A 16,097-nucleotide genomic window follows, 5' to 3' on the forward strand; every position below is an offset into this window, starting at 1 on the left:
TTGCGCTCAAACCACGAATCGTGATCTTTGTGATGATGATCTTTGTGTAACGACCATAAAAAACCGTGCATTACGTACTTATGCGTTGCCCACGCCATAAATTCCATAAGACAAAAAGTTGCAAAAAAAGTAGTTATCCAAATAAAGGTATTCATTGTTTATTATTTATATCAAGTTTAACTGATAATTTACATACGACTTCGCTAATAACGCCATTTTTTGATAATTTGGAATGCGAATTCGTGCGTTTTTAATTTTAACCGATGGTGTGCGTTTTAGTTTGTGTAAGAGCTTAGAATAGTATTTATACGCAGTAAATACGCCAAATTTTGCTTCTAGTGGCAATTTAGCAATTCCTTCCAAACCAAGTCTGAAATCGTTTTCAATTTCTTCAATGATTTTTTGTTTAGAAGCTTCGTCTAAATTTTTTAAATCGGCATCTGGAAAGTACGTTCGATCTAAATCTTCATAATCCGCTTTTAAATCACGTAAAAAATTCACTTTCTGAAAAGCAGAACCTAGTGACATGGCAGAAGATTTTAATTCTTCGTATTTATTTTCATCACCTTTAACAAACACTTTTAAGCACATTAATCCAACTACATCTGCCGAACCGTAGATATATTCTTGATATTCTTCGTTGGTTAAATATACTTTTTTGTCCAAATCTTGACGCATACTTTTCATAAAAGCATCTACCAAGTGTATGGGAATGTCGTATTTGTGAACTGTGTGTTGAAACGAATTTAAAATTGGATTCAAACTTATTTTATGTTCCAAAGCGGAATCCCAATCAGCTTGAAACTTATCGAGTAAAAATTCTTTATCATACTCATGGAAAGAATCTACAATTTCATCTGCAAATCGCACAAAGCCATAAATATTATAAATATCTTGACGAATAGATGTCGACAACATTTTTGTTGCAAGTGAAAAAGACGTGCTGTACGATTTTGTAACAAGCGTACTGCAATTGTAAGAAACAGAATCAAATAGTGCTTTCATGAGTATTTGGTTGATGTTTGGTGATTAATTCGGCTACCAACTTCCCAGAAATCAATGCTGGAGGAACTCCAGGGCCAGGAACGGTTAATTGTCCAGTAAAATATAAGTTTGTTACTTTTTTACTTTTCAAATTGGGTCTTAAAAATGCAGTTTGAAGCAGCGTATTTGCCATTCCATAAGCATTTCCTTTATAAGAATTGTACTCTTTTACAAAGTCATTTACACAAAAGGACTCTTTAAAGATAACATGATTTAATATATTTTGTTGCGTAATTTCTTGAAATCTGTCCATAATGATATCAAAGTACTGATCGCGAAGCGCTTGTGTGTCTTCGAGTCCTGGCGCGATCGGAATTAAGAAAAATCCACCTTCTTTTCCTTCTGGAGCTGCTTTCGGATCTGTCATAGATGGAAAGTTTGCATAAAATAAAGGTTCTTTTGGCCAAGATGCTTTGTCGTAAATTACATGTGCATGCGCATCAAAATCTACATCAAAAAATAAGGTATGATGTGATACGTTTTTAATCTTTTTGTCAAATCCTACATAAAATAGGAGTGAAGAAGGCGCAAATGTTTTTTTGTCCCAGTAATTTTCTGAGTATTGACGGTATTTTGTGTCTAATAACGTTTCTGAATGATGATAATCTGCACCAGAAAGAACAATATCACCTTCATACTCGCCATTTTCAGTAATCACTTTTTTGGCTTCTTTTCCTTCAACAGCAATCTTTACTACATTTTCATTTGTTTTAATGGTAACGCCCAAACGTTTTGCTAAGGTTTCCATTGCTTGAATAATGCTGTACATTCCGCCGTTAGGATGCCAAGTTCCCAATCCGAAATCAGCATAATTCATAAAACTATAAAAAGAAGGTGTATCACTTGGTTTCGCGCCTAAAAATAATACTGGAAATTCTAATATTTTGATCAATCGGTCATTTTTAAACTCTTTGCGAACATCGCGTTTAATGTTGCTAAAAAATTGACCAATCTTTTTAATTGTTTTCGTGTTGACTAATTCTAAAGGAGAAACGCCTGGTTTATAGACCAAATCTTTAATCGCGACATTATAATTGTCTTCTGCGTTTGCGATAAACTTTTTAAGTTTTACGCTGCTTCCTTTTTCTTCTACTTCAAAAGCGGCACAAATTTTTTCGAGTGTATCTTCAATACGAATAGAATCATTTTTGCCAAAATATACTTCGTATGCAGGATTTAATTTTTCTAGATGATAAAATTCCGAAGGTTTCGTATTGAAGTCATTAAAAAATCGTTCAAATACATCTGGCATCCAGTACCAAGAAGGTCCTAAATCAAAAGTAAATCCCTCTTTTTTTAACTGTCTAGCTCTTCCGCCAACCGTTGCATTTTTTTCTAAGATTGTAACGTCGTATCCCGCTTGTGCTAAGTAACAAGAAGCAGATAATGAGGAAAATCCAGAACCTATAATTATAGTCTTTTGTTTCATTGTTTAACAAATGTAATAAAAAGTTAAACAAAAATAAAATTGGATTTTAGATTTCTTCAACAAGATCAACTATTGACTTGAAAACTTTGAGGTTTTTGAAGTTTTTTGTGTTCTTTATGTGCTTCGCTTGGTAGCCTAAAAGCCATAAATGATTTTCTTCAAGACCAATGAGTTCATTAAACTCTTCTAAGTAGTCTTCTAACTTGTCTTCAGCAGGTGTGACCGTAAAGTAAGAAATAAAATGTAGTTCTGGAAAAAAGTTGTGAACATTTGTTAAACTATCAATCGGAATTGTTTGGCCAAGATATATAGTATGATATCCTTTTAGTTGCAATTCGTAGTTTAAATATAAAAGTCCAATTTCGTGGATTTCATTTTCTGGTAAGTAGAGGACAAACGTTTTTGTCTTATTCGATTTTTCTAAAGACTGAATACGTTCTGTGTTTAAAATAATCTTTTGTTTAACTAAACTAGAAATAAAATGCTCATGAGCAGGATTGATTGTTTGAGTGTGCCACAATACACCTAACTCATTTAACAAAGGAATAAAAGTTTCGTAAAAGATTTCACGAAAAGACTTCTCAGCTAATAATTTATTGTAAGTGTTGTAGAAAAGGCCATAATCAAAATTCAACATTGATAACTTGAAAGAATTCAATGCTTGGTTGTGAATATTTTTTTCAGTTGCAATTTCTCGAACAAGTATATGTATTTTATCCTCAGGAATTTGTGCAATCTTTGAAATTTTGTATCCGTTTTTGTATAGTAATGTGATGTTAAGAAGTTTTTGTAAACTTTTTAAATCGTAAGTACGTATATTAGTATCTGTTCTTTCAGGCGCTAATAAATCATATCTTTTTTCCCAAATACGAATCGTATGCGCTTTTACTCCTGATAAGTTTTCAAGATCTTTTATACTAAACTTAGTTTTAACAGCATCCATTCGTTTAATCTTTTTCTTTATAGCTTAAACAAAAATACTAAATTTATTTGCAGATTCTATATTATTAACACACTTTTATGTTATTAAGAATTGTTATAAATAAAAAAGCTATCAGAAATGATAGCTTTTAGTAAAATTATTTTCAGTGTCATTTAGCACTTTTCTAATGTATTACAGTCATACTGTAAAGAATATAGAGCACATACTAAAGGTTGTACTGTTAGTGCTATGGTGCAATTTCCAATAGGTCTAGCACATGTAACAGTAAATACATCTGTTTTGTTTGCTCCTCCAATAATAGATTCATTTAGTGAAGAAATACGTTGTTTTTTTAGACTCAATGAGTTTAATTTTCTTTTTTTCATGTTGATATGTTTTTAAAATTCATATTAAATGTATAGAGAAAAATAGTACTATAAAACTAAAGTAAGTCGGTATTTATAAATGCAGAGTTATTTAACTTTTTTATTATTGAATTTGTTTTATATGCTTGATTTTTAATTGTTTGTAAAAAAAAGAAAAGTGAACAATTGTCCACTTTTCTTCGTAATTGTGTAATTATAGTAGTTTACTTTTTAATCACTTTTTCAATAAATGTTTTTGATTTGGTTCGCACCTGTACAAAATACATTCCTTGTAAATGACGTTGAATATCTACAGAAAGCTTGGTTGTACTTTCAAAATCGATTGTTTTGACAAGATCACCTTTAAAGTCTAAAATTTGCAATGTTCCGCTTTCTTCTTCATCAAAATAGACAGAAAATGCTCCTTGATTTGGATTTGGTGCGATGTACATTTTTTGTTCTTTTACATCAGAAACATCTTGTACTGTAGTTTCTTCTATAAAAGCCACGGTGTCATCAGCGCTTCTGCTAACAAATGATCCTGTACAACCTTCAATATATGCTCTAAATGTGGAACCATTCAATGCGTCAAATCCGGGTGTTAATACAACTTCTGTTCCTGCATGATAAATTGCAGTTGCTCCCGAACTGATTGTATTAGAAGCCGTAATATCATTAGAAGCTTCTTGCGTATCTGTTCCTGATGGTACATTGGTTGTAATATTTAATGAGCTTGGACAAGGTGTAAGTAACTGTGCTGCGGCACAAACATCAATTAATCCATGCCCGTAATTATTATCTTGTCCAGTGGTACCTAAATCGATTGCTGACGCCATTAAGGCATCTTTAATTTGATCTACAGTTGCATTCGGATCTACTTGTCGTAACAAAGCAATAGCTCCTGCAACATGAGGTGTAGCCATTGAAGTCCCGTTAAAAGAACTGTATCCTCCACCAGGAATAGACGATCTAACAGAAGATCCACGCGCTACAACTTCTGGTTTTATAGCTAAAAGCGGATCGGTTGTACAGGTTGATGGACCTCTACTGCTGTAAGAAGCAATACTACTTCCTGTAGCATCTAAAGCTCCGACAGAAAAAGTATTGTAAGCTGTTGTTGCTCTATCAGAAGGTGTTCGTAACGAACTACTTCCAAAACCACCTTCGTTTCCAGCAGCAAAAACTACGACTACAGTTGCAGCTTCTACATTGTCAATTACGGACCAAAATGTAGTGTCGCATGCATTAGGAACGTGGCCAAATATTGGACTCAATCCCCAAGAGTTTGAGCTTACATCTGGAACATCGTTTACTGTGGCAGGATTTCCGTCAGGATCAGCCGTCCATTGAAATGCTAATAAAGCCTTTGAAATGGTGTTGCTAATTCCGCCAACATCAATAACTCCGGCAGAAATCCATTCGGCGTCATAGGCAACTCCAATAATGTCTCCAGTAGTACTTCCGAGAATCGTTCCCATTGTGTGTGTACCATGTGAACCAGAATCGACAGGAAATGAAGGAGACAATCCGTTCGGATCAAACCATGCTTCGGCAGGCGTAACACCAGTTGCATTTCCGCGCCATTTTGTTGTCAACGCAGGATGATTTGCATCTACACCAGTATCTAAATGTGATACCAAACGTCCTGCGCCTGTATATCCTTGTGCCCACATACAATCAGCATTGATTAGTGTAACACCTGGTTCTATACCAGAAGTACTTATGGAAGAAGCAGTTGTTCTTTGGGTAGGTAAAATAGAATTGATGATATAATCTAAATATACAAAAGCAACATCTTTGTGCTGACTTATTTCGGCTACCGTTTTTGCTTTTGCTTTAACAAGTACAGCATTAATGATCCAAAGTGGTTTGATGTCGCTAATATCGCCACGTTTCTTTCGCATATTCAAGTACGACATAAAATCTTTTTGCGTACGTTCTGCTTTATCTTGCAGCATTGTTACCACTTGTTCATGTAATTGTTGTCTTGTGAGATTTTCTTGATTTCTCTTTAACTCTGTAATCGGAACTTGATCAGAAAGCATCACAATGAAAGATACTTGTTCTTCTGATTGTTTCGTTTTGAGTTGTGCTAGTAAATTTTCGTCAATTTTTTCTTGGGCTATACCTGAATACCAAACAAAAGAGAGAAAACTTAGTATATATATAGTTAAGTTTTTCATAATGTTATTGTTTAAGAATAGCGCTTATTTTTTATTGATTTCTTTGTCTAGTTTTTCAGATAATGCATCTACTTGTTTTTGTAGTTTGATGATGTACAATGTCAATTCTTCAATTTTTTCTTGTTGAATACGTGTAATATCACCCAATTCAACACCTTGTGCTTCTACTTGTTTTTCTGATGGAACATTTGGCAAGTGCCCGTTTTCTTTAATGAAACTTTCTACTTCAGTGATTGGAAGTAACTCATAATCAGCATCAAAAACATAATCAGCCCATCCTGTACGCACACGAACTTCTTCCGTTAAAATTCCACCTTTAACATATAAGCTATACGCGCTTGTATTTGCACCACCAACACTATTTGGCAATTGATTTGTGTTGATTCCGACTTTATTTTGATTAAACTCACCATAAACTAACGGTGTTGACGTAATAGTGTTATCAATATACAATTTATCACTTCCAGTTTCACTATATCCAGCATCTTTACCTATAAACACATTTCCTGCTCCGCTAGAATTGTTATATCCTGAACGATATCCTAGATAAACATTATACTTTCCGTCTTTAATGACACGACCACTTTCAGTACCAACGGCTATATTATAATTTCCTCCAGGAGCACCATTTGATCCAATTCCAGAGTTTTTCCCAACATATACATTTCCTTGTCCTCCTGCATTGTAATATCCTGCCGCAGCTCCAAGTAATGTGTTTTCGCCTCCAGAGCCATTATTTTGTCCAGCGCCACTACCTATAGTCGTATTGTAGCCTCCGGTATTAACTCTTCCTGTATAGGCGCCTATAAATGTATTGTTATTTCCTTTGCTAGATCTTCCTGCGCCAGATCCCATAAAGGTGTTGTTATAGCTCGTATTGTCATCACGTCCAGCTTCATACCCAAAGTAAGAGTTGTTACTTCCCGATGTGGTTGCGCGCCCGCTAAAATGCCCAAAGAAACTATTGTGTGGCGCATTGGCAGATGTTCCTGAAAAATATCCGACATACGTTGATCTGACACCAGAAGTTCCTGAGCCAGTTCCGAAATTAGTAACCTGTGCTTGTAAAGCATCTACTGATAATAAAGCGATTCCCGCCATTAACAGATTGAAAATTGTTTTTTTCATAATTAAATAATTTATTGGTTTTTGGTTACTTAAATGTACATTAAAAAGCTTCCTTTGAAGTAGGTTTTAAACGTATTATTTGTACGTTTTTACGTAGTCTAGTTTAGAATAAAATGCTTATTATTAGTAGTTTGTGTAAAAAAATGCTGAAAAAGTTACTTAGTAGATTAGTTGCTCTTTTTATTATTTGTTGGTAGTCGCATCATTAATTTTGCGCAGTAGTAACATAATTAAGTAAAAAAGAAAAGCACCGATAAGTCCGGTTAAAAAGAATAAAGCTATATCAAAAAAGAAATCCTTTCGTAAATGCTGTAAATGTGAAGTTGCATAAATATCAAAGCCATAAAAAGTAGCCGCCCAACATGCTCCAAATAGAAGCGAAATTAGAGAAGCTTTTATAAAAATTAAAATATACTTTAAATACAAACGCATTTAGTAAAAGTACGGAAAAGTATCAGAAGAAAACAAAACACAACAAAAGTATTCTCTCGATTTCATTCATCAATGAAAAATAACGAAACACACAATTTTTGAGTATTTTCATAAATTAATACGCTTTTAAATCTATTTTTTTCTCGAAAAGTCTGATATTAGCTTCTTTAATAATATAAAAATCAATTATAATGAAACATATAAAAGCAGTACTTTTAGTCGTAACAATTTTTAGTTTTTTATCTTTTCAAACATCAGATTCTGTCGTAGGAAAGTGGGAAATGTATAAAATGGAATCTGGTGATGGAGAAGCAAGAGAAATGAGCGGACGCTGGATGGAATTTATGGAAGATGGAGCGCTAAAAGGAGGAAATACTTTTGCTACTACCGATCGAACAGGAAATTGGGAGTACAATGCAAAAACGAAAGAATTAACGATAAGTTCAGAAGAAAAACGACCTGGAGAAGGAACTTTTAAAGTTACTTGGGTTGATGCTAAAACATTGTATATCAATATTGATGACGTGACAAAAGTATATATGCGTAGAATTTGATAAAAGGATGTTTCTATAAGAAATACACACAATTTTTAGTGTTATGAAAACAATTTTAGTCGTAAACGGCGAAAAGTATTGGAAAGATATTTTACCTGCATACAATGTAGTTCAAAAGTCAATTCAGCATACTTCTTGGATTTTAAAATCTGGAAAATTATTTGTGGCTGATGCGGAAGGAGTTGTAGCACCAGATGCTATTTTGTGGCGCGTGGGCGCGATAAAACCAATGGAAATTCAGACGACCGCTTTAGATTTGATTGCGTTGGCAGGAATTCCGTGTGTAAACTCACCTGAGACGCTAAAGATAGGATTTGACCGTTTATCGATGTTGGCTACGATTAAAAAATTAGGCTTGGCAGTTATTGATTTTGATGTAGTCACGAAATCTACACATTTAAAAAATATCAAAACAGATTTCCCTTTTGTGGTAAAAGTAGGTAATTATCATGGCGGATTTGGTAAAGTTTTAGTTGAAGACGAGCGGAAATGGCAAGATATTCAAGATTTACTATTTGTTACAGAACATTACATAACTATTGAACCGTATATCAACTACGTTCGCGACATTCGTTATATTGCTATCAATGATAAAGTTTGGGCAATGTCGCGAAAAGGAAAGTTTTGGAAAGCCAATATTGAAACAACCGATTTTGAAGAGTTTGAACCGCAAGAAGCATTGGTAAACGACTTAAAAATGTTGCAAAATGCAATTGGAGCAGATATTATTGCCATTGATATTTTAGAAGAAGAAGATGGAAGTCTGCACATTGTTGAATACAATGACATTCCAGGTTTATCAGGTTTTTCCGATGAACTTAAATATGAATTGGCTGCGGTACTTACCAGAGCTTTAAGTTAAAAAAAAGCACAGTTTACACTTTAGTTTTCTCTTATTTATTGGAAATACAAGTACGATATAGTTCATGCAACTTCGTGTGGAATTCAGTTTCTGACACAATTCAATTAAAAAATACAGCACAATTAATCAGTGAATTTAATGCTGCGTTGATCAATTTGTCCGTTCCCTAAGTTAAATTGGTAGTTTACGCATTTATGGTTTCATGTAATCCCAACAAGTAATAGTTTTGACTTGTAAATAACACGAAATGAAACCTTTTACATACATAAGCATCGTTTTTTTACTGATAAGTTGCAGTTCCATTTCCACACCGTGTTATATGGGCGTATTGCCTTTTAATGAACGAGCTCGTTTAAATGATTCCTTAAATTTGAAATTAGAAAAGGTACATCAAAAGAAACAATTAACTGAAACTGAAAATACAGCACAACTCAATTTATTAAAAAGTGATGCTTCCATTGCAGAAAAATTAGTTGCTATAAAAAATGAAATTCAGACTGCTGCAAGCTATAATTTTCCACGTAGACGTATTAAAAGCGACAATAATAGAGAATATGTTTCTTTTCCTGTCGAATGCGAAATGATTTTCAGACTCAGCGTAAAAGATGTGGTTTATGAATTGAATTACAAATTGACACAAAATCTTGATAAGAAACTACAATTATTAACAGCTAAAAACATAGATTCCATGACCGTTGTAGAAGGAATAACAGCGACTGCATTGTTTGGAAGTAACGGAAGTTGTGGTGTAGTTATTTTGCATTCAAACAATAGAAAATTAAAAAGAAAACTCCGAAAATTATAAATCAATGAACTATTACTTTACAATTATATTTTTGTGTTTTTTTGGAATGAACGCACAAAATATTTCAAAAATCAACAAAGACTTAAAATTATCAGATTCGTTAACCTATCCAACAGAAATTAGGATGTACAAAGGTGGCGGAATTACAAATTATACTTCCGCTTTTAGAATGTACAAAACTAAAAAAGAGAAGTGGAAAGCTGAGTTTTTTGAACATTTTAATGAAGTTACAGATCAAGCCGAATTAAAAACAACCCGCAAAAAATTGACTGCAACTGATGATATGGAATTTGTGTATAGAAACTTACTTCGCAGTTATATTTTAGAATTGCCAAGTTCAAACAAAATTCAGTGGAAGCTTGAAAAAAGAGGAAAAAAACGAGTAGAATTGAAAGTTGGTGACGCAAAAAGTAGGTTTGTCTATGAAAGTGCAACAAAGAGAATTGCATTTTTAGACGGACATATTTATACGGTGCAAATACAAAGTGAAATTAGGAAAAAGTCACATACATTTTCATACGATAATCCAGAAAGTTATTTGAAACATTTTCCAGAAGTTGACGAATTAATTTACATAAATGAAATCTTAGAAACTGTCAAAAATCAGTTTGATATTTGGAAAAAGTAAATATTTATTGAAAATATAAATTATCAATAAAAGATAAACATTTATTGTTTATCAATAAAAAATTATCGATATTTGAAAAAAAAGATACTGTTTATGAAAATTTCTTCCGAATTCATTTTAAAAGCAATGCGCGTTTTAGCATGGATTGCATTTATTGGTTTGTTAATAAAAGCAGGCGCCGTTATTATGTCGTACGGCGTAAGTATTCAAAATCCGGAAGCTTCCAAAGATTTATACAAAGGAATGGATTTATCACGCTATTTCGAATATAATTTTGTGCATTATTCCATCATTACGTTTTACTATATTTTTCTGTATTTATTACAAGCGTATGTTGCCTTATTTGCTACACGTTTGTTAAGTGAAATCAACCTAGAAAAACCTTTTACCACAACAGTAGCCAGCATTTTACAAAAAATAAGTAGTATAATCTTTGGCGTTTGGATTCTGGCAATTGTACACAACATACATGTGGAATTACTCGCTAAATACGCAACTATAAAAGCGGAGCCATTTGCAGTAGAATTTATTTTCGTTGCTGGAATTGTATATATATTGGCGCAATTGTTTAAAAAAGGAATTGTGATGCAAAACGAAAACGAATTAACCGTATAATATGGCAATTGTAGTACACTTAGATGTGATGATGGCAAAACGGAAAATGTCGCTCAACGAACTTTCTGAAAAAGTAGCAGTAACACTTTCTAACTTATCCATCTTAAAAAACGGAAAAGCCAAAGCCATTCGTTTTTCGACCTTAATGGCAATTTGCAACGCATTAGATTGTCAGCCTGGCGATATTTTGGAATATGTTGAATAACAGTAGTATAGTTTGAAATTTGAAACCATAATTTGTATGAAATCCTATTTTGTAATCTTCTTTTTAGTTTTTGGCTTGTTACTATTTTCGTGTAAAAGCACAAAGGTGCCAACCACTGATACGTATCAAATTATCTCTTCAAAATTTGAACAGAATTATGCTATGGCGAGTTATGTGAAACAAAAAGATACTATACTTGTCGTAAAAAAAGGGATTGCAATGAAAACGTGTTTTCCAGAAAGTGTGCATAAAAAAGTACTATTAAAACTTCTTCAAGTAACGCATTTGGATGAAAAAATAAGCTTCTATTACAAAGCTAAAACGGTAAATGGACAGGATATGTTTGAAGGTTTTTTTGCGCCAGAAAATAAAGAAGTCACACAAATTTATGCATATAACAACTATCCATACTTACTAACAGATTGCAAGCAATTGCAGTAACACACTTATGAAACATTATTTATTCTCTTACGGAACGCTTCAACTCGAAAATGTACAATTGGCATCTTTTGGACGAAAATTAATTGGAGAAAAAGAGGTGTTAATTGGTTTTAAATTGAAGCAATTACAAATAACTGACGAAGCTGTTTTAGCCATTAGTGAAGAAAAATTTCATCCAATTGCTATTCAGACAAACAATACAAACGACCGTATTTTAGGAACATTATACCAAATTTCTCAACAAGAATTAGAACAGGCAGATCGTTACGAAGTTTCAGACTATAAAAGGATAGAAGTCACGTTTCAATCAAGAAAAAAAGGTTGGATTTATGTGAAAGCGTAACAATTGATATATTGCATAAAATATAATAGCTGTTTCATGTAACAAAACGCAACAATTGCGCACTAATTGCACAATGATGAATACACTACGATTCCAAATCAACTATATAATTTCAAAGTTATTTCCACGGAAAAAAGTATCTGCTGGCGAACGTTTAAAAACCTCTTTCGGAACCATAAAAGAGGCTGTTTTTAATTTTTCTTTAATTTCGGAATACTTTCAATACAAAGACAATTCATCCGCACATCAAGTACTTTCAGACAAAACCTGTAACGATTTAGACTTTGAAGAAGTGTTTCAGTTTTTAGATCGAACACATTCAAAAATTGGACAACAATACCTGTACAATCATTTGCGAGCTATTGAACGAAATGAAGCGCAAACGCAGTTAGATGAAGAAATTATCTCAGAACTTTCTGAAAATTCAACTATACGAATCAACATTCAGAAAAAATTAGAAAAGCTCAATCATAAAGACGCATATTATGTACGAACGCTTTTTCAAGAAGAACAAATACGTCCGCCAAAATGGTTTTTCGCAATTAGAATACTCAGTCTTTTAAGTTTAACATCGTTGGTATTATCTTTTTACAAACCTATATTCTTTGGTATATTTTCAGGAATTTTTTGTGTGAACTTACTGATACACTATTGGAACAAAAAGAATTTGGTACAATATGTAAATTCCATTCCGCAATTAATCCGATTAAACGCAGTAGCAGCAAATCTATTTAACAACGCTAGTTTACAACGATTAAACCCAGAGTTATCTAAGTCGATACGATTGATAAACGGTGTAAAAAGCAAAATGTCATTCTTTCAATTAGAAGTACAACTACAAGGAGAATTCGCAATTTTTGCTTGGTTTATTTTTGAAATTTTAAAAATCATTTTTCTATTAGAACCATTACTTTTATTTGGAGTGCTAAGAAAACTCAACACAAAAAGAAACGAAATAGAAGCTGTTTTTAAGTTTGTCGGACATATAGATATGCTGATTTCTATTGCTGCTGTGAGAAAAACTACGGAAACTTGCATGCCAACAATCACAACGGAAAATATTGTAAACGCAACTGAAATTCGCCATCCATTAATTCAAAACTGTATCACAAACAGCATAGATTTACGTAAAAAATCACTCTTATTGACAGGTTCTAACATGTCTGGAAAAACGTCGTTTATTCGTGCAATCGGAATCAACGTTATTACCGGATTGACCATAAATACCTGTTTTGCCAAATCGATGTCGTTTCCGCGCATGCGAATCTATTCTGCAATTCGTATCAGCGATGATTTAATGAATGATAAAAGTTATTACTTTGAAGAAGTCATTACGATCAAAGAAATGATTCACGAAAGTAAAAAAAATGGCGTTCATCTCTTTTTGTTAGATGAATTATTTAAAGGAACAAACACGGTTGAACGTATTTCGGCAGGAAAAGCTGTGTTGTCCGCTTTAGCCAAAAATAACAACAAAGTATTGGTATCTACGCACGATATTGAATTGACAGATATGCTTGCGGAAGATTACGAGTTGTATCATTTTAGTGAAATTGTAAACGAAACTAAGGTTGCGTTTGATTACAAGTTGAAAGAAGGCAAACTCAAAAATAGAAACGCGATCCGAATACTAGAAATGAATCAATATCCAAAGGCAGTCATTGAAGAAGCAATGGCAATTTCAAAAAAGTTAGATGCTTCGTATGTACAGTCAGAAAATAACACATAGATTTGTAGGTTTTCTTTTTCAAATTCTAACAAAACAAAAAAAACGCTACCTAAATGCTACCTTTATTTTAATTTTTCACGCGTAGGCGTGGAATATAATTAAGGTATAAAAATGTACATTTGACCAAAAAAGAGAATGCTAAAATCTTCAAAGATTACAACGCTACTTCTATTGCTATCCCTAATTTTTTTTAGTTGTGAAAATGCTACTGTAAAACCTCCAAAAAGAAACTCATATTCTCAAACATTCAAGCATCAAGTTTCTAATAAAAGTCTATTTTACGAATTAAATAGTATCGATTGTAGTTACGACATACAAATTCCGATAGGAGCAAAGAAGTATGTAGAAATATATGATCATTGGGTGATTATTCATTACGCAGATGGTCGAAAAATTGTAGTAAATAGAGAAGAAGTGAAATCGATTTCTGTAAAATAAAAAAGACCAACGAAACCGCTGATCTTTTATAAATAGTATCATTATGTGTTTTACAATTTGGGTACGGTAACCGTTCCGCCAACCCAACATTTCATTGGAATCTTTTCACCGCCCTTAAAGGTTCTATCAAAAATATCCGCTTTGCTTGGTGCAGATTGCATGTACGTTTTTGCTAAACCATTGGCTTCACTTTTTACCGAACTGTCAATATTTCCTGCTTTGCGAGCGGTTTCGGCGGCTTTCCAATAAATAGCTCTTTTTGTAAAATCGTCCGTTCCACATTCGTTTGCGCTAGAACCATACAAACGTGCCAAATTCAAATACGCTCTTCCCGAAGTTGGATGCGCTTTTGCTGCTCTTAAATAAAATGAACGCGCTTTTGATTTTTGCCCTTTTTTTTCAGCTTTCTTTCCTTCTTTATTCAAAAAAGCTGCTTTTTTGGCGCCATCAGTTTCTAAAGTCAAGTAGGCTTCTAAATATTTTTGCGCTTTTGCGGAATTGCCTTTACGAAGATGAATTTGGTATAAATAAAATTTTGATTTTGCATTTGGCTCCGCAGCGTCAATGGCTTCCACCATTTCAATAAACAGCGCATCTTCTTTGCAGCCTTTTGCATCTAACTGTCCAGCAGCTTTTCGCAACCAATCTACGTTTGTTCTGTTTGACGGAAGCTTTTTTTGAAACATCGGAATCAAGGTTTCACAAGTAGCTTCTTTCTCAATCAATACATTCATATTGTTGGTGAGTTTTTCAATTGCGGCTTTATTTTTGGGAGTTCTTTTTTCTTCAACTGCTAATTTTTCTTTAATAGTCTCATGTTTTTCTATGAGTTTTTCAAGGGAAATTCCGTGCGTTCCAGATTGATACATTTCGTAATACAATTCAAAATAATGATACAAATGCAACGGATTCCTAAAATGTTCTTTGTCTTGCGTAAAAGCATCGTCAAACCATTTGTATTGGGCTGGAATCGTGCCAATTTTGTATTTCATTAGAAGTGCACCAATTTTTGGTAAAAAGCTTCCTTTTTTTGTTTTCTCAGGAAAAAATTCCAATCGATCTTTATACAATTGAATCAATTTAGAGGCAGCTTGTTTTTTGTCGGAGGCTTGTTTAAGTTCGTGTTCTAGTACTTTTTCACCGTATGCATAAATTGCATAACTGAATTTGGCGCAGTTTTCTCGCAGCGATTTTAATTGCGGTGAAGCTTCCGCGAATTGTTTCGTTTTTACATTCTCCGCAAAAAGCGAGAGTGTTTCTTTACAGCTATTTTGTGCGTTCAAAAGAAAGCTGCTCAAAACACATAAAATGGTAATTTTTAGTGAGTGAATTGTGTTCATAATTTCAATTTTAATCGGTTTCTATAATTAGAAGCACAAAATTTGTTCCGAAAAAAAATCGTTTATCAAAAACACTATTGTAGAACGAGTTACATTTATGGAAATTTATTAATTGTAAATAAAAACGTATATTTAAAGTAATATTTTATTTATATTATGGAAAAAGAACCTACCACGATAAAAGAACAACTAGAAAATTTGATTCAAAAAGTAGATCAGATTGAAGAAAAAGTAGATCAAACTAAAAAAGAAGCTGAGGAAGCTAGGGAAAAAGCAAGTTGGGCAAGAAGTATAGCAGGTGAGAGTAATAATTCTACATGGTTGTTAGGATTGCTTATTATAATAATATTGGCTTTTTCTACGAATCCCACATTTAAAGAACATTTGAATTATTTGAAAAACAGAACAAAAATAGATAAAGACAAAGCTTGTGAAGCAAAAAAAGCATATAAGTCATATTATTTGTTTTCAGTGATAGATAGTTTAGGAAGCGACAGAGAAGGTAAAATGATTTCTTTTGGAATTTTCGGAAACGTATTTGAAGTGAACAAACCTTAAAGTCAATAAAAAAAAAAGAGGATTCAAATTGCTTCAAATCCTCCAATATTAGTTTTATACAGGAAATGTTCCCCAC

The 16,097-nt window shown here is 33.0% G+C and carries 18 protein-coding genes and 1 pseudogene; 11 read left to right on the forward strand and 8 right to left on the reverse strand.

The annotated features are described in order from the left end of the window. The 7 genes and pseudogenes from AB8B65_RS10180 to AB8B65_RS10210 form a co-directional block, all read right to left on the reverse strand. Positions 1 to 155 (reverse strand): annotated as a pseudogene (locus AB8B65_RS10180) (beta-carotene hydroxylase); the annotation flags it as partial. Positions 156 to 165: 10 nt separating this feature from the next. Next, on the reverse strand, positions 166 to 1,005 hold the full coding sequence (locus AB8B65_RS10185) for a phytoene/squalene synthase family protein (protein WP_405300860.1): 840 nt from the start codon (positions 1,003 to 1,005) through the stop codon (positions 166 to 168). Next, positions 989 to 2,473: a phytoene desaturase family protein gene (locus tag AB8B65_RS10190; protein ID WP_405300861.1), complete on the reverse strand. Its 1,485-nt coding sequence runs from the start codon at positions 2,471 to 2,473 to the stop codon at positions 989 to 991. The genes AB8B65_RS10185 and AB8B65_RS10190 overlap by 17 nt, the downstream gene beginning before the upstream one ends. A gap of 46 nt (positions 2,474 to 2,519) precedes the next feature. Continuing rightward, positions 2,520 to 3,416 carry a MerR family transcriptional regulator gene (locus tag AB8B65_RS10195; protein ID WP_405300862.1) on the reverse strand — a complete coding sequence of 299 codons (897 nt, stop codon included), beginning with the start codon at positions 3,414 to 3,416 and terminating at the stop codon, positions 2,520 to 2,522. A gap of 152 nt (positions 3,417 to 3,568) precedes the next feature. Next, the gene (locus AB8B65_RS10200) at positions 3,569 to 3,781 is read right to left on the reverse strand and encodes a class I lanthipeptide (RefSeq protein WP_405300863.1); all 213 of its coding nucleotides are present in this window, start codon (positions 3,779 to 3,781) and stop codon (positions 3,569 to 3,571) included. A gap of 203 nt (positions 3,782 to 3,984) precedes the next feature. After that, positions 3,985 to 5,943, reverse strand: a complete 1,959-nt coding sequence (locus AB8B65_RS10205; RefSeq protein ID WP_405300865.1) for a S8 family peptidase — start codon at positions 5,941 to 5,943, stop codon at positions 3,985 to 3,987. A 24-nt stretch (positions 5,944 to 5,967) separates the two neighbouring features. Further along, positions 5,968 to 7,071 carry a hypothetical protein gene (locus AB8B65_RS10210; protein ID WP_405300866.1) on the reverse strand — a complete coding sequence of 368 codons (1,104 nt, stop codon included), beginning with the start codon at positions 7,069 to 7,071 and terminating at the stop codon, positions 5,968 to 5,970. Positions 7,072 to 7,694: 623 nt separating this feature from the next. Here AB8B65_RS10210 and AB8B65_RS10215 point away from each other — a divergent pair. The 10 genes from AB8B65_RS10215 to AB8B65_RS10260 all read left to right on the forward strand — a co-directional run bounded on the left by AB8B65_RS10215 (position 7,695) and on the right by AB8B65_RS10260 (position 14,123). Beyond that, positions 7,695 to 8,057, forward strand: coding sequence for a hypothetical protein (locus AB8B65_RS10215; RefSeq protein WP_405300867.1), 363 nt, complete (start codon positions 7,695 to 7,697; stop codon positions 8,055 to 8,057). Between the two features lie 43 nt (positions 8,058 to 8,100). Further along, positions 8,101 to 8,919, forward strand: coding sequence for a hypothetical protein (locus AB8B65_RS10220; protein ID WP_405300868.1), 819 nt, complete (start codon positions 8,101 to 8,103; stop codon positions 8,917 to 8,919). A gap of 247 nt (positions 8,920 to 9,166) precedes the next feature. After that, positions 9,167 to 9,724 carry a hypothetical protein gene (locus AB8B65_RS10225; protein WP_405300869.1) on the forward strand — a complete coding sequence of 186 codons (558 nt, stop codon included), beginning with the start codon at positions 9,167 to 9,169 and terminating at the stop codon, positions 9,722 to 9,724. Positions 9,725 to 9,728: 4 nt separating this feature from the next. Beyond that, a complete protein-coding gene (locus AB8B65_RS10230; RefSeq protein ID WP_405300870.1) occupies positions 9,729 to 10,352 on the forward strand; it encodes a hypothetical protein in 624 nt (207 codons plus the stop codon). A 93-nt stretch (positions 10,353 to 10,445) separates the two neighbouring features. Continuing rightward, positions 10,446 to 10,967, forward strand: coding sequence for a DUF2975 domain-containing protein (locus AB8B65_RS10235; RefSeq protein WP_405300871.1), 522 nt, complete (start codon positions 10,446 to 10,448; stop codon positions 10,965 to 10,967). A 1-nt stretch (position 10,968) separates the two neighbouring features. Then, positions 10,969 to 11,172 (forward strand): helix-turn-helix domain-containing protein, encoded by a 204-nt coding sequence (locus tag AB8B65_RS10240; protein ID WP_405300872.1) that lies wholly within the window; start codon positions 10,969 to 10,971, stop codon positions 11,170 to 11,172. 36 nt (positions 11,173 to 11,208) lie between these two features. Beyond that, positions 11,209 to 11,613, forward strand: a complete 405-nt coding sequence (locus tag AB8B65_RS10245) for a hypothetical protein (protein WP_405300873.1) — start codon at positions 11,209 to 11,211, stop codon at positions 11,611 to 11,613. A 7-nt stretch (positions 11,614 to 11,620) separates the two neighbouring features. After that, complete coding sequence (locus AB8B65_RS10250) at positions 11,621 to 11,956, forward strand: gamma-glutamylcyclotransferase family protein (protein WP_405300874.1); 336 nt, start codon at positions 11,621 to 11,623, stop codon at positions 11,954 to 11,956. A gap of 76 nt (positions 11,957 to 12,032) precedes the next feature. Next, positions 12,033 to 13,685 (forward strand): MutS-related protein, encoded by a 1,653-nt coding sequence (locus tag AB8B65_RS10255; RefSeq protein WP_405300876.1) that lies wholly within the window; start codon positions 12,033 to 12,035, stop codon positions 13,683 to 13,685. A 171-nt stretch (positions 13,686 to 13,856) separates the two neighbouring features. Then, positions 13,857 to 14,123 (forward strand): hypothetical protein, encoded by a 267-nt coding sequence (locus AB8B65_RS10260; RefSeq protein ID WP_405300877.1) that lies wholly within the window; start codon positions 13,857 to 13,859, stop codon positions 14,121 to 14,123. A 50-nt stretch (positions 14,124 to 14,173) separates the two neighbouring features. Here the strand turns inward: AB8B65_RS10260 and AB8B65_RS10265 are convergent, their stop codons facing one another. Continuing rightward, on the reverse strand, positions 14,174 to 15,463 hold the full coding sequence (locus tag AB8B65_RS10265) for a tetratricopeptide repeat protein (RefSeq protein WP_405300878.1): 1,290 nt from the start codon (positions 15,461 to 15,463) through the stop codon (positions 14,174 to 14,176). A gap of 156 nt (positions 15,464 to 15,619) precedes the next feature. Between AB8B65_RS10265 and AB8B65_RS10270 the strand changes: the two genes are divergently transcribed. Then, on the forward strand, positions 15,620 to 16,021 hold the full coding sequence (locus AB8B65_RS10270; RefSeq protein ID WP_405300879.1) for an alanine-zipper protein: 402 nt from the start codon (positions 15,620 to 15,622) through the stop codon (positions 16,019 to 16,021). Positions 16,022 to 16,097 lie beyond the last annotated feature (76 nt).

This window comes from Kordia sp., assembly GCF_045105435.1.
GTDB lineage: Bacteria > Bacteroidota > Bacteroidia > Flavobacteriales > Flavobacteriaceae > Kordia.